Raw genomic sequence first — 17,633 nt, 5'->3', positions numbered from 1 at the left:
TATCTACGCCCCATCTTGAGCAAGGATATTTTATTTAATTACTAAACTCTTAAAGTCGTCAGAGGGAATAATAATTAAGCCATATCCTGGACAGCCTGTTGCACCGCTTTGCTAGCCTGACTATTCAGGCAAAGCTCAACCCGGAGGTATTCTTGCTGATTAGACTCAAGAAAGAACGAACGCATAAGGAGGATCGCCGGCTTGCTCTCTGGCTGGCGACCTCGGCAGGTTTGCTGAATGCCATCGCCCTCGGGGCATTTGGTTTTTTCCCCTCACACATGACCGGTAACACCTCACAATTATCCAGCGAAGTCTCTTCCACCGACCTGAGCGATATTATTTTCTTCGGCTCGATTATTCTCTCATTTGTGGCAGGCGCAATCATTGCGCGCATGATCGTAATATGGGGCATTATTCATAACGTCAGGCTGGTTTTTTGCCAGATCCTGTTTGTCGAGGGGATATTACTGACCGGCGTTTCTTTCTACGAAATGTATTTTCATGCCCTCACCAGCAACCGCGAGATTATTCTTTTTCTCTGCGGTCTGATGGGCATTCATAACTCCACATCCACACAGCTTTCCGGCGGACGGGTGAGATCGACGCACATAACCGGCACGCTGACGGATGCGGGAATATCTCTGGCTTCCGTACTGGTAGCGATGCTGCGCAGGGATTACTCCAAAGATACGGCGACACAGAAAAGTCAGCTGAAAACCCACTTAACCACCCTTTTCTCGTTTATAACGGGCGGTATCGCGGGGCTGCTGCTGTTCAGGTGGATCGGGTTTAACGCCATGCTGGCGCTCGGGTTGATGCTCGCCGTGGTCGCTATCGTTTCAATTATCACCGTCTCGACGCGGGTTCGACGGGTTCGCGCTACCGTCTGAGTGTTGCAACTGCCCCAGCAGGCGCTGCATGTTGTCGTCACAGGTGATTCCTTCCGGCCTGAGGGGGATACTCGTGACCAGGTCCAGCAGCTCCCTTCGGTTTTTCTCCAGCTGCTTCTGCATCGCCTCTATTTCAGCAATGCGTGTCTTCAGGGACTGGATCAGTCCCTCATGATCCCAGCGCTGTGGCGGCTGCGGCAGGAAGCGGCGTATTTGCTCGAGGGTGAACCCGGTAAGTTGTGCATTGTCGGTAATGTTCAGCAGCACAACCACATCAGCGGAATAGGCGCGGTACCCGTTCCCCTGCCTGACGGGTCGCGGCAGTAAACCTTTCGCCTCATAAAACCGAATGCGCGACGGGGTAATTCCCGTCATTTTCGACAGCTCGCCAATTTTCATTGCATCTGTTCTTACACCTTAAATTTAACTTTAAGGGGCTAGTTTGGATATTGAAAATTATTGTACGTTAAGGTTGTTTTTTAACTCCCTGGATGCGAGAAAACCGCTCTCTGAGCGGATTCACGTATCTTGATAGACGAGGCTGAGAGATCCTCTCATACGATCTTAAAAAGATCCTTCTGATTCTTTGATCTTGAGTGTATATGTTTTATTAAATTCCCCTCCTGTCGCTACATTAGTGCCAAACAATCCGCCTGATACTCGTACGGTGACAATCCCCGGCTTTACTGGTACTCCCTGAATCCTGACGCAATTGTGAGCTGGAGAATCATTACAATACCTTAAAGTTAATCCTGTATCTGATGGAGTTATTTCACCTACAAATCTTTCTTTTCCACTAGAATCTAAAGATGATACAGCTCCACCATTTATATTTACTTCACTGATATATGGCGTTCCTACTATGGCATCGTTAAGTGAATTACCATAAGGAGTAATATCAGCATATAAAGTACATGCTGACACTACAAATGAAATAAAAATAACAAAAAATATCCTCATGGCTATTTTAGTGGTTTGAAAACCACTCCCCCAAAAAATCTATTGATAAAAAACTGCAAATCTTTCCCCTGTTTAATCCAAAAGGATGATTGCCCCCAGGAAAATAACTTTAAATTTACATACCCATTATTATCCTGTGTTACAGAACCATCCCATACAATCCAGTGCGTAGGTAATGTTGTGTTGTTTGTACTACCTTCAAGCAGTCCATCATTTATTAATGTCACAACTTTATAGCCTTGCTCTACATATTTATTTAAATCTCTGATACCCTGGACACCTGCCTGAGTGACACCTACATTACTGAACACCTTTTCATAACCGGCCTTTTCAAACCATTCAGTCAGTGTCTGCCACATTGTGATACCAGCCACTGGCGAATCAAGAGCATCAAAGCTTAGCATGGTATTCTCTGAATCCCTCAGCCCAGCCAGTGTCATCCAGTCAAGTCCTAAAATCCTTGGCTGACCTCCACTTGTATATCTGCCCAGTCCTGCGCGGAGGCCAGAATTTCAAAATACCCGTTACATTTGCTGCATGATGCCTTGTCGCCGGTCCGGGCTATTGCTTTACTTCCTTCATACCAGGACGCAGTCGCTGAAATAATTTCCCCGTAACTCGTTTTATCACCAAGACAGGCCAGTGCTCTTGCCATCATTAATCCCTCAATGTTTAAGCGGTTATACTCACTGGCATCATACAACAATCGCAACTTAACTAAAATTAAAGCACCATTTTACCGACGATATCAGGCTGGTCAGCCGCCATCCGCAGATAGTCCACGCCAGCGATATTACGGTTGCGGCCAACCTTCTGGATGCGCAGCAGACGCAGAAGGCGCTTAACTGCAGCGATACGGTCTATTTTACTGCCGGTCTGCCGCCGGATTCCGCGCTGTGGGAGCGTCAGTTCCCAACCATGCTGGAAATGCGCTGGAGGCCACGCGAAATGTGGGAGCTGTTGCCCAGATACGACGTTGATAACCTGTTTGACTCGTCGACGTTTAAGTGGCTTTATTAGTGACAACGTCACTTTCACTTCTCGTCTTTAGGACTATTCTGCCTGCCCCACAATCAGGCCTTACGCCATAAGGCCTGACCTGAGGTTGCCACTAGTTTCATAGGGTTACTGATTTTCCCCCTTCGCTGGAACCCTTCCCAAACGCTTGCTATAGGTCATCTACCCCTGCCGAAACATGGCATAACAACAGGCAACCGGTGGTTGCTATAACGCATGCGCACAGGGAGACACACCGCAATGCATCCATTACTCAAACGTTCGCTGCTGTTTGTCGGCGCCATTATCGTGGTCCTCGCCCTCCTCGTCTGGGGGATTGGGCTTGAGACGATTAAGGCGCGTCAGGTTGACCTGGTCTATCTCGGGCAACAGCACATGATTCTGGTTTTCTCGTCGATGTTTTTTGCTCTGCTGGTGGGTATTCCGGCCGGTATTCTGCTGAGCCGCCCGGCCGCGCGGGGTATCGCCGAATACGTGATGCAAATCTTTAACGTCGGCAACACGCTGCCGCCGCTGGCCGTTCTGGCGCTGGCAATGGTGGTGATTGGCATCGGCGATACGCCCGCCATTATCGCCCTGTTCCTCGCCTCGCTGCTGCCGATTGTGCGTAACACCTACGCCGGGCTGTGCTCGGTTCCCGCATCGTTACTGGAAGCGGCTAACGGCATTGGGATGACCAAATGGCAGCGTCTGCGTCAGGTTGAGCTGCCCAGTGCCTGGCCGGTCATGCTCTCGGGGATCCGTATCGCCACCGCCATTAACGTCGGTACCGCGCCGCTGGCGTTCCTGATTGGCGCCAGCAGCTATGGCGAACTGATTTTCCCCGGCATTTACCTGAACGATTTCCCGACCCTGATCCTCGGCGCGGCGGCCACCGCCCTGTTCGCCCTGATCCTCGACACCCTGCTGGCTGCGCTGGGCCGCGCGATGAGTCCCCATCTCGCTCGATAACAATAACAAGGAGCTTTTATGAGACTGTTTTCCAGCCTGACAGCGCTGTGTGCGGCGGCGCTTTTCACCAGCCAGACTCTTGCTGCCCCGCTGATTCTGGCAACCAAGAGCTTTACCGAGCAGCACATTCTTTCGGCGATGACCGTACAGTACCTGCAAAAGAAAGGCTTTCAGGTTCAGCCTAAAACCAATATCGCCACGGTGATCTCACGCAACGCGATGATCAACAAGCAGATTGATATGACCTGGGAGTATACCGGCACGTCATTAATCATCTTCAACCACATCAACAAGCGCATGTCGCCGCAGGAGTCCTGGGAGACGGTGAAACGACTGGACGCGAAGCACGGTCTGGTGTGGCTCAACCCCGCCGACATGAACAACACCTATGCCTTCGCCATGCAGCGCAAGCGCGCCGAGGCAGAACATATCAATACCATGTCGGAGATGGTGGCGAAGATTGAGCAGGTGCGCAAAACCAACCCGGACAAAAACTGGCTGCTGGGATTAGACCTCGAATTTGCCGGGCGCAGCGACGGCATGAAGCCCCTGCAGGAGGCCTATAAGATGGATCTGGACCGCCCGCAAATTCGCCAGATGGACCCAGGCCTGGTCTATAACGCGGTGCGCGACGGGTTTGTCGATGCAGGGCTGATCTACACCACCGACGGGCGCGTAAAAGGCTTTGATCTCAAAGTGCTGGAAGATGACAAAGGCTTCTTCCCGAGCTACGCGGTGACGCCGGTCGTGCGTAAAGACACGCTGGAGGCCAACCCGGGTCTGGAAGAGGCGCTCAACACCCTTTCTGCCCAGCTAAATAATGACGTTATCACCGAACTGAACAAGAAGGTGGATATCGACCATCAGTCACCGCAGCAGGTCGCCCGCGATTTCCTGCGTAGCAAGCATATGCTGTAGGAGGCGCTATGGAGACGATTCACTACATTCTGGATAACTGGGATTACCTGTTAACCCTGACGCTGCAGCATCTGTGGCTGGTGGCGCTGGCTGTGGGCTTAGCGATTATCATCGGCGTCCCGCTGGGCATTCTGATTGTCCGCCACAAGTGGCTGGCAACGCCGGTGCTGGGGATTGCCACCATCGTGCTGACCATTCCGTCTATTGCTCTGTTTGGCCTGATGATCCCGCTGTTTTCACTGATCGGTCAGGGGATTGGCGCCCTGCCCGCGATTACGGCGGTGTTTCTCTACTCGCTGCTGCCGATCGTGCGTAACACCCATACCGCGCTCGACAGCCTGCCGCCGGGCCTGCGCGAAGCCGGACGCGGCATCGGTATGACCTTCTGGCAGCGTCTGCGCTGGGTGGAAATTCCGATGGCGCTGCCGGTGATTTTCGGCGGGATCCGCACCGCCGTGGTGATGAACATCGGCGTGATGGCGATTGCCGCCGTGATTGGCGCGGGTGGGCTGGGCCTGCTGCTGCTTAACGGCATCGGCGGAAGCGATATTCGCATGCTGATTGCGGGCGCGCTGATGATTTGTCTTTTAGCGATTGTGCTCGACTGGCTGCTGCACCGTCTGCAGGTGGTTCTGACTCCAAAGGGGATTCGATAATGATAAAACTGGAAAACCTCACTAAACAATTTTCACAGAAGCACGGCCAGACCTTTAAGGCTGTCGATAACGTCAACCTGAACGTGCCCGAAGGGGAAATGTGCGTCCTGCTCGGCCCGTCCGGCTGCGGGAAAACCACCACCCTGAAGATGATTAACCGCCTCATTACCCCAAGCAGCGGGAAGATACTGATTAACGGCGAGGACACCAGCGGCATGGACACCGTGACCCTGCGCCGCAACATCGGCTATGTGATCCAGCAGATTGGCCTGTTCCCGAACATGACCATTGAGGAAAATATTACCGTCGTGCCGCGCATGCTGGGCTGGGATAAAGCGCGCTGCAAAACCCGCGCCGAAGAGCTGATGGACATGGTGGCGATGGATCCGCACAAGTTCCTCCACCGCTATCCGCGCGAGATGTCCGGCGGCCAGCAGCAACGTATCGGCGTCATCCGTGCCCTGGCGGCGGATCCTCCGGTACTGCTGATGGATGAACCGTTCGGCGCGGTGGACCCGATCAACCGTGAGGTGATCCAGAACCAGTTTCTCGAGATGCAGCGCAAGCTGAAAAAAACCGTCATGCTGGTGAGCCACGATATCGACGAAGCCCTGAAGCTCGGCGACCGTATTGCGGTGTTCCGTCAGGGGAAAATCGTCCAGTGCGCCAGCCCGGATGAGCTGCTGGCGAAACCGGCGAATGAGTTTGTCGGCTCGTTTGTCGGCCAGGACCGCACCCTGAAGCGCCTGCTGCTGGTTTCCGCCGGCGATGTCACCGACCAGCAGCCGACCATTACGGTGCGAGGCTCTACCCCGCTTTCTGACGCGTTTGCCACCATGGACGATAATGATATTCGCGCAATTACCGTGGTTGACGAGCACGGCAAGCCGCTGGGCTTTGTGAAGCGTCGCGAAGCGCGCAACGCCAGCGGTACCTGCGCCGACATTCTGCATCCGTTCCGCATGACCGGTAAGGCCGAGGACAACCTGCGCGTGGTGCTTTCACGCCTGTACGAGAGCAATACCAGTTGGATGCCGATCGTGGACGAGGACGGGCGCTACAACGGTGAGATTTCGCAGGATTACATTGCCGAATACCTGAGTTCCGGGCGTACACGTCGGGCGCTGAATATCCATAGCGACAGTTAATTTTACCGGCCGGGCATCGCCCGGCTTTTTCGCACGCATACCTTTTGCTAACCCCGCGATTTCCCGCCACAATATCGTATCGTCCCCGTTTAATCGCGACTCATGCAACGTCTTCATACGTATCCCGACATCCGCGCGATGTTTCGCCGACTGCTGATTGCCACCGTCACCGGCGTGCTGGCCGCGCTGGCCGTTGCGGTGTTCCGCCACAGCATGTACCTGCTGGAGTGGCTGCTTCTCAGCAACGACAGCGGCAGCCTGGTGAATGCCGCCGCGTCGCTCTCTCCCTGGCGGCGCGCGCTGACGCCCGCGCTGGGTGGGCTGGCTGCCGGGCTGCTGCTCTGGGGGTGGCAGCGCCTCACCGCTCAGCGTCCTCACGCGCCAACCGATTATATGGAAGCGCTGGAGACCGGCGACGGTCAGTTTGACTATGGCGCGAGCCTTGTGAAATCCCTTGCGTCGCTGCTGGTCGTTGCCAGCGGAAGCGCCATCGGCCGCGAAGGGGCTATGATCCTGCTTGCCGCCCTCGCCGCCTCCTTTTTCGCCCGGCGCTTTACGCCCAAATCCGAATGGAAATTATGGATCGCCTGTGGCGCCGCCGCCGGGATGGCCAGCGCCTACCACGCCCCCTTAGCCGGAAGCCTGTTTATTGCTGAGATTCTGTTTGGCACGCTGATGCTGGCCTCGCTCGGGCCGGTGGTGATTGCGGCGGTGGTCGCGCTTCTCACCACGCAGCTCCTGGCACCCGGCGCCGGTACGCTCTACGCGGTCCATCTGAGTGGCATCCTCACCACGGCAGATTATGCCCTGCTGGTCGCGATGGGGCTGGTGGCAGGTCTCTGCGGGCCGCTGCTGATGTGGCTGATGGCGTTCAGCCACGGGCTTTTCCTGCGCCTCAGGCTTTCGCCGCCGTGGCAGCTGGCGCTCGGCGGTTTGATCGTCGGCCTGCTGTCTCTTCTGACGCCAAAGGTATGGGGGAACGGCTACAGCGTGGTTCAGGCTTTTCTTCTCGCACCGCCGCTGCTGTCGGTGATTGCCGGGGTGTTTATCTGTAAATTACTGGCGGTGCTGGCAAGCAGCGGTTCGGGGGCGCCGGGCGGGGTGTTTACGCCCACGCTGTTTGTCGGCATGGCAACAGGAATGCTGTGCGCACAGTTATTCGCGCTGTGGCTGCCGGGTTCAGAGACGGCAATTCTGCTGGGGCTGGCGGGAATGGCAACGCTGCTCGCTGCGACTACCCATGCGCCCATTATGTCGGCGCTGATGGTTTGTGAAATGACCGGGCAGTATGTTTTACTTCCCGGTTTACTGGTCGCCTGCGTGGTGGCGTCCGTACTGTCGCGGACGTTACGCCACGACTCGATCTACGGTCAGCACGCCACCGAGGGCAGAGAGATCGATGTACTGCGCTAGCTCGCGCTGCTCGGCGCGCGGCAGATAAGGCAACTCGCCCACCAGCGGGCCGGGCAGTTTGGCGCTCAGCACGTCAATGATCTCCGCGTAGTGCGCCAGGCCTGGGTTGATGCGGTTTGCCACCCAGCCAACCAGCGGCAGACCATCATTGGCAATCGCCTGCGCCGTCAGCAGCGCGTGGTTGATGCACCCTTCCTGGATACCCACCACCATCACCACCGGCAGCTGTTCCTGCATGACCCATTCAGACAGCGGACGCAAATCATTCATCAGGCTACGCCAGCCGCCCGTCCCTTCGACGACTACGTGATCAACCTTCTCGCTCAGGTTCGCCAGGCCGTCGGATAACAGGGGATAATTAATCAGGCCGCTGTGCGCCACGCTGCTTTCATCTTCGCTTAACGCAATGGGATTGACCGCGTGGTAAGGCAGTTCCAGCGACGAGACGCTTTGCAGCACCAGGGCGTCTTTATTACGCAATCCCTCTGGCGTCTCTTTACTCCCTTTTGCGACCGGTTTGTACCCTGCGACGCGTTTACCGCTTGCTGCCAGAGCCTGCAGCAATGCGCGGGATACAACGGTCTTGCCGACAGAGGTATCTGTACCAGTAACAAAGAAACGCTTAAGCATGACTCACTCCACCTCTTGGGTATGCTTCGAAAATATCAACCAGGTAAATAATTCAGTGGAGGAAGTCTACGGGATGCGTGCGCTACCCGGCTTGAGATAGCGCAATTTTTCTTACATCTGCGGAAAAGAGTTAACCCTGTAACAGGCGGATAAGCAGCGAGCCGTTGTACATGGCATCTTTGACCAGCGCCGCACCTGCCATCGTGCCCTGATTGGAAAACTGAGTACTTTCCACGGCAATATTCCTGCTGTAGGCGGGAAGCGACTGCTGCTGAATACAGGCCGTAATCGCCGGGAAAAGGATCTCCGCCGCCTGGCTCAGCGGTGAGCCGATCAGGATTTTCTGCGGATTGAAGAGATTCACCATAATCGCCAGAATGCGGCCCACGTTATTCCCTACGCCGGTAATAATGTCCTTCGCCAGCAGGTCCCCCTGGCGCGCGGCGGCACAGAGTGAATCCACCGTCAGGGGTTGGCCGTGCAGCGAGGAGCTCATGGACTGGCTGAGCCTCACCTGCGCCAGCTCCAGCACGCTTTCCACGCTGGCAATGGTCTCCAGACAGCCATGGTTCCCGCAATAGCAGCGCTTACCGTACGGATCGACCTGGGTATGGCCGATTTCCACCAGGCTACTGCTTCCGGCGTGGAGAAGACGTCCATCGGTGATCACCCCCGCGCCGACGTTGTGATCGATGACCACCTGAATGACATCCCGCGCACCGCGCGACGCGCCAAACAGCGCCTCCGCCATCGTCCAGGCGCTGATGTCGTGCTGGATATAGACCGGCACGCCGGTATGGTTTTCCAGCACTTCGCCCAGGGGCATCTCTTTAACATCGTCGTAAAACGGCATGCGGTGAACAATACCATTTTCGGTATCAATAATGCCGGGCATGGTGATGGCAATCGCCGTTAAGCGTTCAAGCCGTTGCTGATGGCGGATAAAAAAGCGATCGATATGGGAGACAATCGTATCGAGGAGCGGTTGTTCCGCGTTGAGCGGCAGTTCGAGCTGGTCTTCCACCACCAGCTTGCTGCTGAGATCGCGCAGCGCCAGGAAGATCTCCCCGCGGCTGATGCGCAGTGACAGGTAGTGCCAGGCTTCCGTCTCAACCACCAGCCCGACCGCCGGACGGCCTCGGCTGCCCGGCTCCTGAATTTCCGTTTCCTGGACCAGGTGCGCTTCCAGCATTTCGCGGACAATCTTGGTGATACTGGCAGGTGCCAGTTGTGCCAGGCGCGAAAGATCGATACGCGAAACCGGACCAAGCTGATCAATCAGGCGATACACCGCGCCAGCGTTGGTCTGCTTAATCTGATCGATATGCCCTGGCTGACTATCAGCAACCACCTCGTACTCCCTTATTTTCGAGCTTCGAAATAAACTTTTGGCTATGGTGAAGCACTTCCATGGTTGCCGTCAAATATTTACTTAGCCATGTGATTTACCGCACAATTTTACCGGTTTTTCATGCAAAATATCAGACGGCTGAGGCGCGAATTAACTGCTGTCTGAAGCGCTGCGCAGCATGACTCTGTTCACGATGTTTTGACCACACCAGCCACATCTCCGAAACGGCATCCTCTTCGGCGAGGGTAACCCAGCGCATTTCACGCAATTGTACCCGCTTAAAGGAGGCCGGGAGTATCGACACGCCCAGCCCGGCGGCAACCAGACCGATAATGGTCATTGCTTCCCCGACTTCCTGGGTGATGACCGGGGCCAGATCGTAGCGGCGCATCAGCCCCAGAATATCGTCATACAGTCCTGTCCCCACCTGCGGGTCAAAAAAGACAAACGGCTCTTTTGCCAGCTCTGCCAGCGAAACGGTCGGACGCGTTGCCAGCGGGTGATCCTGCGGGATCAACGCCATCAGCGGTTCGCGCAGGATCACCTCCCACGCCAGCGTGTCCGGCAGTTGGGTATTACGCATTAATCCCAGATCGAGCGCCCCCTCATTCAGCGGCGCAATCTGCTCGCGGGTATTAATTTCGCGCGTCTGAATATGCACATCCGGAAAATGACGGCGGAATGACGAGAGCGTCTGCGAGACAGCGCTGATAAACGGTGCGGACGAAGTAAACCCGATCCGCAGCTCTCCGGCTTCCCCGAGATAGAGCCGTTCCGCCCGCGCGGCGGCGTCGTCGACCATGCTCAGGATTTGCCGGCTGTCGGCCAGAAACTGTTTTCCCGCTGCCGTCAGACTCACGCTGCGGTTAGTGCGGGCCAGAAGACGCGCTCCCACCTGCTGTTCAAGGATCTGAATCTGCTGGCTGAGCGGCGGCTGAGAGATATTCAGCCTTGCCGCCGCGCGGCCAAAATGCAGTTCCTCAGCAACGGCGACAAAGTAGCGAAGATGACGCAGCTCGATATTCATATTTTTAAAGTATCATTTGAGATAATTAATATATTAGACAGAATATTTACAATTTTCTACCCTGAAAAGGTGGTCATACCCGTCACCAGAAATCACGGGGATGTTTAAGCAAGGAAATTGTGTGAGTCGTACAACTACCATTGATATCGATCCGGCCAGAGATATTAATGATTCGCCTGTAGCATCGCAGCCGGTTCAGTTCATCAAACGCGGTACCCCCCAATTTATGCGCGTCACGCTGGCGCTTTTTTCGGCCGGTCTGGCAACGTTTGCCCTGCTCTATTGCGTTCAGCCGATCCTGCCCGTTCTTTCGCATGAGTTTGGCGTATCGCCCGCCAGCAGCAGTATTTCCCTTTCTGTTTCAACTGCAATGCTGGCAATTGGTCTGCTCTTCACCGGCCCGCTCTCCGACGCTATTGGCCGTAAACAGGTGATGGTTACCGCCCTGATGCTGGCCTCGGTCTGTACATTGCTCTCTACGATGATGACCAGCTGGCACGGCATTCTGATGATGCGCGCGCTGATTGGGCTCTCGCTCAGCGGCGTGGCGGCGGTCGGGATGACCTATCTCAGCGAGGAGATCCATCCGAGCTTCGTTGCCTTTTCGATGGGGCTGTACATCAGCGGGAATTCGATTGGCGGCATGAGTGGCCGTCTGCTGAGCGGGGTGTTTACGGACTTCTTTAGCTGGCGCATCGCGCTGGGGGTGATCGGGTGTTTCGCGCTGGCATCTGCGCTGATGTTCTGGAAAATCCTGCCGGAATCGCGTCATTTTCGCCCGACCTCTCTGCGCCCGAAAACGCTGTTTATCAACTTCCGTCTGCACTGGCGCGACAAAGGTTTACCGCGACTGTTTCTGATGGGATTCCTGCTGATGGGTTCATTCGTCACGCTGTTTAACTATATTGGCTACCGGCTGATGCTCTCGCCCTGGCATCTGAATCAGGCCGTTGTGGGTTTGCTTTCCGTGGCCTATCTCACCGGCACGTGGAGCTCGCCGAAAGCCGGGGCCATGACCGCGCGCTTCGGCCGCGGGCCGGTGATGCTGGTTTTTACAGGGGTGATGCTGCTCGGCCTGCTGCTGACGCTCTTCTCTTCCCTGTGGCTCATCTTTGCCGGGATGCTGCTCTTCTCCGCAGGGTTCTTCGCCGCTCACTCGGTCGCCAGCAGCTGGATTGGCCCGCGCGCGCGTCGCGCCAAAGGACAGGCATCGTCGCTGTATCTGTTTAGCTATTACCTGGGTTCCAGCATCGCCGGGACGCTCGGCGGCGTGTTCTGGCATCACTACGGCTGGAACGGCGTGGGCGGGTTTATCGCCCTGATGCTGTGCGCGGCGCTGCTGGTGGGGGGAAGTCTGCATCAGCGCTTGAAATAAGCCAGCGCCCCGCATGAGTATCTCTGTGCGGGGGGCGTTTTCCCCGTTAGTCTCGCTTAATTTAAAATTAAGAAAAATCAACAAATTATAGCCATATCGTGCATTCAGCACGCCTCATTCCCTCTGTAAGCTCTTCGACTTCATCACATGAAAGAGGGATTTTAAAATGGCTATTCCAGGCAATATGTGGTTGTTCGATGATGGCGGTGCACTGATAAAAGGCGGTTGCGACGTGCAGCACAGGGAATACAGCATTGAGTTCAAGGGATTTCATCACAATCTTTCGACGCCGACCGATAACCTGACGGGTAAACCTACGGGTAAGCGCATCCACTCCCAATGATGATCGTAAAGGAATTCGATTACTCATCGCCCTACCTCTATAAAGCGGTCGCGACAGGTCAGGCTCTGCAAAAAGCCGAACTCAAGTTCTATAAGATTAATGACGCAGGTCTTGAAGCAGAGTACTTCAATATTCTTCTGGAAGGCGTGCGGATTGTTTCGGTATCACCTGCAATGGCCGCGCCGGGCGACAGCGTAACTGGGGTACTGGTATGGATACGACTGAAGAGATTAACGGAACCTATTTCTACAGAGGCCATTCAAACGTCACTCCGGGCGAGTTACTTGAGATCATTTTTCTGGAGGAGTTCTGTATGGAGTTGGGGATAGATGCCGTTTCAGGTGCGGCTATTTTGGGCGGGCAACCGTGGCTAGGTACGCGAACGAAGCCAGGGAATGCCATTGAAGGAACAAGCGTCATTTCAAAGTATGCACGAATGATTTTGAAGGATGTTAAAACCCCGTTCGGAATTCGAGTCAAAACACCGGTGGGTGTACGGATGAGAACAACAACAAGCCTTGCCGCTGTTATTGCCCGCTATTGTCCCTGGTTAGGTTGGGGGTCATTAGTTACCACCCTTTACAGAATTTCGACACGCACTCAGGAGAAATATAACCTTATCGCACGACCTAAAGACCGTATACAGTGGACATCGTTCTAATGCTGACAGACGAAATTGCTGCTAAAGTTCTTGATATGTTCAACGATGAAATTTCACGTGAACTTGACGATAACTGGAACGAGATATTGCTTGAACTCGATTCTGATCTATTCGGTTCACCAGGCGATGACCTCCACGATGCGTTAAACCGTTTCGAGAAAGAGTTTAACGTGGATTTATCTGGTGTTAACTGGTCTCGTTATTTCCCCTGGCAGAACACACCATTACTACAGCGCTGGTTTAAGCTGAAGCGAGAAGAGGTGGAAGCAACCCGCATCCCGTTAACCGTAAGAATGTTTGCTGAGTCCGCAAAAGCTGGAAAATGGCTCTACGACTGAATTGACAGGGGCTTCACGCCCCTGACATCAAAAGCGCACGGTTCCTCTCTAAATCGCGTTACACTCCCCAGACACTTTCAACCGAACGAGAACAATAACTATGCAGAAAAATGTTTCTTATCAGCAACTCACCCGCACCTTCCAGCGCCTCTCCCGCTTCTCCCACCTCTCCTCCATCGCCAGCTGGGACATGTTCACCATGATGCCGCCCGGCGGCAGCGCCGCGCGCGGTGAAGCGCTCGCAGAGATGAGTGTCCTGCAACACCAGATCCTGACCGATAAAAAAGTGGGCGACCTGTTAGCGGCCGCAGCAGGGGAAGATCTGAATGACGTCGAACAGGCCAACCTGCGTGAAATGACGCGCCACTACCAGCAGGCCACCCTGCTGCCGGAATCCCTGGTAGAAGCCAAATCGCTGGCGGGCAGCAGGTGCGAGCACGCCTGGCGTACTCAGCGCCCCGCCAACGACTGGCAGGGTTTTTCCGCCAATTTAAAAGAAGTGGTGAAACTCAGTCGTGAAGAAGCCCGTCTGCGCGCCGAGGCCAAAGGCTGTACGCCGTACGACGCGCTGCTGGATATTTTTGAACCAGATATGACCAGCGCGCGCCTGGACGTGCTGTTTGGTGATATGAAAACCTGGCTGCCGGACCTGCTGGCGAACGTGGTAGAGAAGCAGGCTCAGCGGTCATTTGTTCCGCCGCAGGGCCCCTTCCCGACGGCAACCCAGCGCGAGCTGGGTCTGGAAGCCATGAAGATGCTTGGCTTCGATTTTAACGGCGGACGCCTGGACGTGAGCGCGCACCCGTTCTGCGGCGGCGTACCGGAAGACGTACGCATCACCACGCGCTATGACGAGAATGAGCTGCTCAGCGCGCTGTTTGGCGTGATCCACGAAACCGGGCACGCGCGCTACGAACAAAACCTGCCGCGTGCGTGGGCAGGCCAGCCCGTAGCCCTCGCGCGCTCAACCGCGATCCATGAATCCCAGAGCCTGTTCTTTGAGATGCAGCTGGGACGCAGTGAAGCCTTCCTCAAACACCTTCTCCCTGCGGTCCACGCCCGTTTTGGCACCCAGGCAGCGTTCAGTGAAGAGAACTTTATCGCCTGGAACCAGCGCGTGAAGCCGGGCTATATCCGCGTCGATGCTGACGAAGTGAGCTACCCGGCACACGTGGTGCTGCGCTATGAGATTGAGCGCGCGCTGATCAACGGCGAGATCGAGGTGGACGATATTCCGGCCCTGTGGGATGAAAAAATGCAGGCGTGGCTCGGGTTATCCACCAAAGATAACTACCGCAACGGCTGTATGCAGGATATCCACTGGACCGACGGCGGATTTGGTTACTTCCCGTCATACACGCTGGGCGCCATGTACGCCGCGCAGCTGTTCCATGCGGCAAAGACCGCGCTTCCGGGCCTGCAGGCCGCCATCGCTGAGGGCGATTTTTCGGCGCTGTTTGACTGGCTGCGTCAGAACATCTGGCAGCACGGCAGTCGCTTTAGCACGTCGCAGTTAATCACTCAGGCGACGGGTGAAGATCTGAATATCCGCTACTTCCGCGAACACCTCACCTCACGCTACCTGTAATGACAAGGCCGGGGCTCTTCCCCGGCCTTGTACATATGGTTACACGCCGATACCAATCACTCACGGAAACCCCGAATTTACAGGGATATAGTTATTTCAACGGCCCCGCAGTGGGGTTAAATGAAAAACCAAATTCGAGGGTATGAACATGAAAAAAGTATTAGCTCTGGTTGTTGCCGCTGCTATGGGTCTGTCTTCTGCTGCGTTTGCTGCTGAAACTACTGCAGCACCCGCTGCTGCGGCACCTGCTGCAACGACCACCGCTGCGCCAGCAAAAACCGTACATCACAAGAAACACCACAAAGCCGCTAAACCGGCTGCAGAGCAAAAAGCGCAGGCCGCGAAAAAGCATCACAAAAAAGCCGCTAAACCTGCCGTAGAGCAAAAAGCTCAGGCTGCGAAAAAGCACCACAAAAAAGCAGCCAAACCAGCCGCAGAACAGAAAGCGCAGGCTGCGAAAAAGCATCACAAAAAAGCAGTAAAACACGAAGCTGCTAAACCAGCTGCACAGCCAGCTGCGTAAGCGTACAAGCTTAACCGTGCCCTTCGGGGCACGTTGGTAAACCGGCGCTGAACCGGAAAAGGTTCTGCGCCGTTTTTTTTATCCGGAGGGCGTATGCTGCGACGCTATCGGTTTGAGCTCATTCTTATCCTGCTTATTTTATGCGCGCTCATCGCAAGCCATTTTTATCTTTCCTGACTGTAGCACGCTGATTTTACTCCCACTTTAGCGCTGTCCCGTCTATAGTATTTTCATAGGGTTCACTTTTAATAATCATAATTACCCCCACCAGAGTGTGATATGCGTAAATCTGTTGTGTTGTTGCTGGGAACGTTTGGTCTTTTTACTGGATTTTCACAGGCGGATGATGGCGGCGATGACGCCATTAGCGCGAAAGAGCTAAAGACGCTTTTTTTCGGTCATGACGATCGTACTCGCGTCAGCGATCCTACCCAGGCGCCCTGGGACGCTATAGGGCAGCTGGAAACCGCCAGCGGTAACCTGTGTACCGCAACGCTGATCACCCCGCAATTAGCCCTGACGGCAGGCCACTGTTTATTGACGCCCCCCAACGGCAAGCCAGACAAGGCGGTTGCCTTACGATTCGTGTCACAAAAAGGGATCTGGCGCTATGAAATTCACGGCATAGAAGGCCGGGTGGATGCGTCGCTCGGTAAGCGTCTGAAACCGGATGGAGACGGCTGGATTGTGCCGCCAGCAGCAGCATCGTGGGATTTTGGCCTGATTATTTTACGCTACCCGCCTTCCGGCATTACGCCGCTGCCGTTATTTGACGGCGATAAAGCGGCGCTCACCGCCGCGCTGAAAGCCGCCGACCGAAAGGTGACCCAGTCAGGCTACCCTGTCGATCATCTGGACGCGCTTTACACCCATACGGACTGTATCGTGACGGGCTGGGCGCAGACCAGCGTGCTTTCCCACCAGTGCGATACGCTGCCCGGAGACAGCGGTTCACCGCTGATGTTGAAAACCGATAACGGCTGGCAGTTGATTGGGGTTCAAAGCTCCGCCCCGGCGGCGAAAGACCGCTGGCGAGCCGATAACCGGGCCCTCTCCGTCACCGGTTTTCGCGATAAGCTGGAAGCGCTGGCTAAAGAGTAAGCCAGCGCGGAGGCCTGAAAATCAGGATCGCAACGTTATCAGGCCAGTTTTATCATGATCATGCCCGCCAGCAGCAAGATCAGCCCTATCCAGCCTTTATTATTTAAACGCTGCCCGAAAAGCACCCAGCCCGCGGCCAGGGTGGCGGCGATACCAAAACCGCCCCACAGCGCATAGGCTACAGAAAGATCGATCCCTTTCACCGCCTGAGACAGGGCGCTGAACGCACCCAGCACCGCGGCAATCGACAGCAGGCCGTAGACTTTACGACGAAAACCGTCAGAGAACTTCAGCAGAACGTTTGCCAGGATCTCCAGAATGATGGCGAGCCCCAGCCAGGCCGCATGAACCCATTCAAACTGTTGCATGGTTCTGCTCCTTCTGCTGTTTTGTCGGTTTACGGGTACCTGATTTAATCAGCACGATACCCGCAACCAGCGTCGTTAACCCGGCGACTTTCATTGTTGTTAATGTTTCGTCGAATATCAGAACGCTGAACAGCGTAATCAATAAAATACCGATCCCTTCCCACAGCGCATAGGCCACACCCAGCGCAATTTTCTTCACCGCAAACGAGAGGAAAATATAGGAAAGGGAAATCATCACCAGCATTAAAATAAAACCGGTATTTCCCTCGCTGATGCTTGCCCATTTCATAGACAGCGTGCCGGTAATTTCAGCGAGAATAGCCAGGGCTAATAAGATCCAGTAAAACATGTTTTTCTCCTGCTTGAGAATATAAT

21 protein-coding genes and 1 pseudogene are annotated in these 17,633 nt (G+C 55.1%); 13 read left to right on the top strand and 9 right to left on the bottom strand.

Annotation, left to right across the window (positions count from 1 at the left end; all coding sequences use genetic code 11):
• Nucleotides 1-152: 152 nt before the first annotated feature.
• Nucleotides 153-890, top strand: coding sequence for a YoaK family protein (locus ACWKXT_RS03095; RefSeq protein ID WP_454531899.1), 738 nt, complete (start codon nucleotides 153-155; stop codon nucleotides 888-890).
• On the opposite strand, the gene ACWKXT_RS03090 is transcribed toward ACWKXT_RS03095, so the two are convergent.
• From ACWKXT_RS03090 to ACWKXT_RS03075, 4 genes are all read right to left on the bottom strand, one after another.
• Nucleotides 840-1,289: a MerR family DNA-binding transcriptional regulator gene (locus tag ACWKXT_RS03090; protein ID WP_454526961.1), complete on the bottom strand. Its 450-nt coding sequence runs from the start codon at nucleotides 1,287-1,289 to the stop codon at nucleotides 840-842. The genes ACWKXT_RS03095 and ACWKXT_RS03090 overlap by 51 nt on opposite strands.
• A gap of 165 nt (nucleotides 1,290-1,454) precedes the next feature.
• Nucleotides 1,455-1,850, bottom strand: coding sequence for a hypothetical protein (locus ACWKXT_RS03085; protein ID WP_454526962.1), 396 nt, complete (start codon nucleotides 1,848-1,850; stop codon nucleotides 1,455-1,457).
• A 2-nt stretch (nucleotides 1,851-1,852) separates the two neighbouring features.
• Nucleotides 1,853-2,254 (bottom strand): hypothetical protein, encoded by a 402-nt coding sequence (locus ACWKXT_RS03080; RefSeq protein WP_454526963.1) that lies wholly within the window; start codon nucleotides 2,252-2,254, stop codon nucleotides 1,853-1,855.
• A gap of 319 nt (nucleotides 2,255-2,573) precedes the next feature.
• Nucleotides 2,574-2,888 carry a hypothetical protein gene (locus tag ACWKXT_RS03075; protein WP_454531616.1) on the bottom strand — a complete coding sequence of 105 codons (315 nt, stop codon included), beginning with the start codon at nucleotides 2,886-2,888 and terminating at the stop codon, nucleotides 2,574-2,576.
• Between the two features lie 219 nt (nucleotides 2,889-3,107).
• Between ACWKXT_RS03075 and osmY the strand changes: the two genes are divergently transcribed.
• The 5 genes from osmY to clcB all read left to right on the top strand — a co-directional run bounded on the left by osmY (nucleotide 3,108) and on the right by clcB (nucleotide 7,953).
• Nucleotides 3,108-3,818, top strand: coding sequence for an osmoprotectant ABC transporter permease OsmY (gene osmY, locus ACWKXT_RS03070; protein WP_454531615.1), 711 nt, complete (start codon nucleotides 3,108-3,110; stop codon nucleotides 3,816-3,818).
• A gap of 18 nt (nucleotides 3,819-3,836) precedes the next feature.
• Nucleotides 3,837-4,736, top strand: coding sequence for an osmoprotectant ABC transporter substrate-binding protein OsmX (osmX, locus tag ACWKXT_RS03065; RefSeq protein ID WP_454531614.1), 900 nt, complete (start codon nucleotides 3,837-3,839; stop codon nucleotides 4,734-4,736).
• An 8-nt stretch (nucleotides 4,737-4,744) separates the two neighbouring features.
• The gene (gene osmW / locus ACWKXT_RS03060) at nucleotides 4,745-5,392 is read left to right on the top strand and encodes an osmoprotectant ABC transporter permease OsmW (RefSeq protein WP_006808875.1); all 648 of its coding nucleotides are present in this window, start codon (nucleotides 4,745-4,747) and stop codon (nucleotides 5,390-5,392) included.
• A complete protein-coding gene (gene osmV / locus ACWKXT_RS03055; protein ID WP_454526968.1) occupies nucleotides 5,392-6,540 on the top strand; it encodes an osmoprotectant ABC transporter ATP-binding protein OsmV in 1,149 nt (382 codons plus the stop codon). The genes osmW and osmV overlap by 1 nt, the downstream gene beginning before the upstream one ends.
• Nucleotides 6,541-6,642: 102 nt before the next feature.
• A complete protein-coding gene (clcB, locus tag ACWKXT_RS03050; protein WP_454531613.1) occupies nucleotides 6,643-7,953 on the top strand; it encodes a voltage-gated ClC-type chloride channel ClcB in 1,311 nt (436 codons plus the stop codon).
• Here clcB and bioD read toward each other — a convergent pair.
• The 3 genes from bioD to ACWKXT_RS03035 form a co-directional block, all read right to left on the bottom strand.
• On the bottom strand, nucleotides 7,888-8,583 hold the full coding sequence (bioD, locus tag ACWKXT_RS03045; RefSeq protein ID WP_454531612.1) for a dethiobiotin synthase: 696 nt from the start codon (nucleotides 8,581-8,583) through the stop codon (nucleotides 7,888-7,890). The genes clcB and bioD overlap by 66 nt on opposite strands.
• A 130-nt stretch (nucleotides 8,584-8,713) precedes the next feature.
• Complete coding sequence (mlc, locus tag ACWKXT_RS03040; RefSeq protein WP_454526971.1) at nucleotides 8,714-9,934, bottom strand: sugar metabolism global transcriptional regulator Mlc; 1,221 nt, start codon at nucleotides 9,932-9,934, stop codon at nucleotides 8,714-8,716.
• A 130-nt stretch (nucleotides 9,935-10,064) separates the two neighbouring features.
• Entirely contained in the window at nucleotides 10,065-10,961 is an 897-nt protein-coding gene (locus ACWKXT_RS03035; RefSeq protein WP_454526972.1) for a LysR family transcriptional regulator, read from the bottom strand.
• A gap of 121 nt (nucleotides 10,962-11,082) precedes the next feature.
• Here ACWKXT_RS03035 and ACWKXT_RS03030 point away from each other — a divergent pair, with 121 nt between their 5' ends.
• From ACWKXT_RS03030 to ACWKXT_RS03000, 7 genes and pseudogenes are all read left to right on the top strand, one after another.
• Complete coding sequence (locus ACWKXT_RS03030; protein WP_454526973.1) at nucleotides 11,083-12,336, top strand: MFS transporter; 1,254 nt, start codon at nucleotides 11,083-11,085, stop codon at nucleotides 12,334-12,336.
• A 166-nt stretch (nucleotides 12,337-12,502) separates the two neighbouring features.
• Nucleotides 12,503-12,906, top strand: a pseudogene (locus ACWKXT_RS03025) (Hcp family type VI secretion system effector); the annotation flags it as partial.
• Entirely contained in the window at nucleotides 12,891-13,340 is a 450-nt protein-coding gene (locus ACWKXT_RS03020) for an STM2901 family protein (protein ID WP_454526975.1), read from the top strand. The pseudogene ACWKXT_RS03025 and the gene ACWKXT_RS03020, both read left to right, overlap by 16 nt.
• Nucleotides 13,325-13,678: a DUF1493 family protein gene (locus tag ACWKXT_RS03015; RefSeq protein ID WP_454531611.1), complete on the top strand. Its 354-nt coding sequence runs from the start codon at nucleotides 13,325-13,327 to the stop codon at nucleotides 13,676-13,678. The genes ACWKXT_RS03020 and ACWKXT_RS03015 overlap by 16 nt, the downstream gene beginning before the upstream one ends.
• Nucleotides 13,679-13,778: 100 nt before the next feature.
• Nucleotides 13,779-15,266 (top strand): carboxypeptidase M32, encoded by a 1,488-nt coding sequence (locus tag ACWKXT_RS03010; protein WP_454531610.1) that lies wholly within the window; start codon nucleotides 13,779-13,781, stop codon nucleotides 15,264-15,266.
• Nucleotides 15,267-15,414: 148 nt separating this feature from the next.
• Nucleotides 15,415-15,789: an acid resistance repetitive basic protein Asr gene (asr, locus tag ACWKXT_RS03005; protein WP_454526978.1), complete on the top strand. Its 375-nt coding sequence runs from the start codon at nucleotides 15,415-15,417 to the stop codon at nucleotides 15,787-15,789.
• Nucleotides 15,790-16,068: 279 nt separating this feature from the next.
• Nucleotides 16,069-16,890: a trypsin-like serine peptidase gene (locus ACWKXT_RS03000; protein WP_454531609.1), complete on the top strand. Its 822-nt coding sequence runs from the start codon at nucleotides 16,069-16,071 to the stop codon at nucleotides 16,888-16,890.
• Between the two features lie 38 nt (nucleotides 16,891-16,928).
• Here the strand turns inward: ACWKXT_RS03000 and mdtI are convergent, their stop codons facing one another.
• Together mdtI and mdtJ are read right to left on the bottom strand one after the other, a co-directional pair.
• Nucleotides 16,929-17,258 (bottom strand): multidrug/spermidine efflux SMR transporter subunit MdtI, encoded by a 330-nt coding sequence (gene mdtI, locus ACWKXT_RS02995; RefSeq protein ID WP_454531608.1) that lies wholly within the window; start codon nucleotides 17,256-17,258, stop codon nucleotides 16,929-16,931.
• Nucleotides 17,245-17,607: a multidrug/spermidine efflux SMR transporter subunit MdtJ gene (mdtJ, locus tag ACWKXT_RS02990; protein WP_080328146.1), complete on the bottom strand. Its 363-nt coding sequence runs from the start codon at nucleotides 17,605-17,607 to the stop codon at nucleotides 17,245-17,247. Before mdtJ ends, mdtI begins: the two co-directional genes overlap by 14 nt.
• Between the last annotated feature and the right edge of the window lie 26 nt (nucleotides 17,608-17,633).

This window comes from Enterobacter sp. UPMP701 (assembly GCF_053709515.1).
The sequence above is the reverse complement of the archived record's forward strand: the minus strand, read 5'-3'. Positions and strand labels throughout refer to the sequence as shown.

What these genes read in the sequence shown, in the direction of transcription:
- asr (WP_454526978.1), top strand. Translation starts at nt 15,415, where the DNA reads ATGAAAAAAGTATTAGCTCTGGTTGTTGCCGCTGCTATGGGTCTGTCT.
- osmY (WP_454531615.1), top strand. Translation starts at nt 3,108, where the DNA reads ATGCATCCATTACTCAAACGTTCGCTGCTGTTTGTCGGCGCCATTATC.
- bioD (WP_454531612.1), bottom strand. Translation starts at nt 8,583, where the DNA reads ATGCTTAAGCGTTTCTTTGTTACTGGTACAGATACCTCTGTCGGCAAG.
- ACWKXT_RS03020 (WP_454526975.1), top strand. Translation starts at nt 12,891, where the DNA reads ATGGATACGACTGAAGAGATTAACGGAACCTATTTCTACAGAGGCCAT.
- mdtI (WP_454531608.1), bottom strand. Translation starts at nt 17,258, where the DNA reads ATGCAACAGTTTGAATGGGTTCATGCGGCCTGGCTGGGGCTCGCCATC.
- osmX (WP_454531614.1), top strand. Translation starts at nt 3,837, where the DNA reads ATGAGACTGTTTTCCAGCCTGACAGCGCTGTGTGCGGCGGCGCTTTTC.
- clcB (WP_454531613.1), top strand. Translation starts at nt 6,643, where the DNA reads ATGCAACGTCTTCATACGTATCCCGACATCCGCGCGATGTTTCGCCGA.
- ACWKXT_RS03080 (WP_454526963.1), bottom strand. Translation starts at nt 2,254, where the DNA reads ATGCTAAGCTTTGATGCTCTTGATTCGCCAGTGGCTGGTATCACAATG.
- ACWKXT_RS03090 (WP_454526961.1), bottom strand. Translation starts at nt 1,289, where the DNA reads ATGAAAATTGGCGAGCTGTCGAAAATGACGGGAATTACCCCGTCGCGC.
- ACWKXT_RS03010 (WP_454531610.1), top strand. Translation starts at nt 13,779, where the DNA reads ATGCAGAAAAATGTTTCTTATCAGCAACTCACCCGCACCTTCCAGCGC.
- ACWKXT_RS03035 (WP_454526972.1), bottom strand. Translation starts at nt 10,961, where the DNA reads ATGAATATCGAGCTGCGTCATCTTCGCTACTTTGTCGCCGTTGCTGAG.
- osmV (WP_454526968.1), top strand. Translation starts at nt 5,392, where the DNA reads ATGATAAAACTGGAAAACCTCACTAAACAATTTTCACAGAAGCACGGC.
- ACWKXT_RS03000 (WP_454531609.1), top strand. Translation starts at nt 16,069, where the DNA reads ATGCGTAAATCTGTTGTGTTGTTGCTGGGAACGTTTGGTCTTTTTACT.
- mdtJ (WP_080328146.1), bottom strand. Translation starts at nt 17,607, where the DNA reads ATGTTTTACTGGATCTTATTAGCCCTGGCTATTCTCGCTGAAATTACC.
- ACWKXT_RS03085 (WP_454526962.1), bottom strand. Translation starts at nt 1,850, where the DNA reads ATGAGGATATTTTTTGTTATTTTTATTTCATTTGTAGTGTCAGCATGT.
- osmW (WP_006808875.1), top strand. Translation starts at nt 4,745, where the DNA reads ATGGAGACGATTCACTACATTCTGGATAACTGGGATTACCTGTTAACC.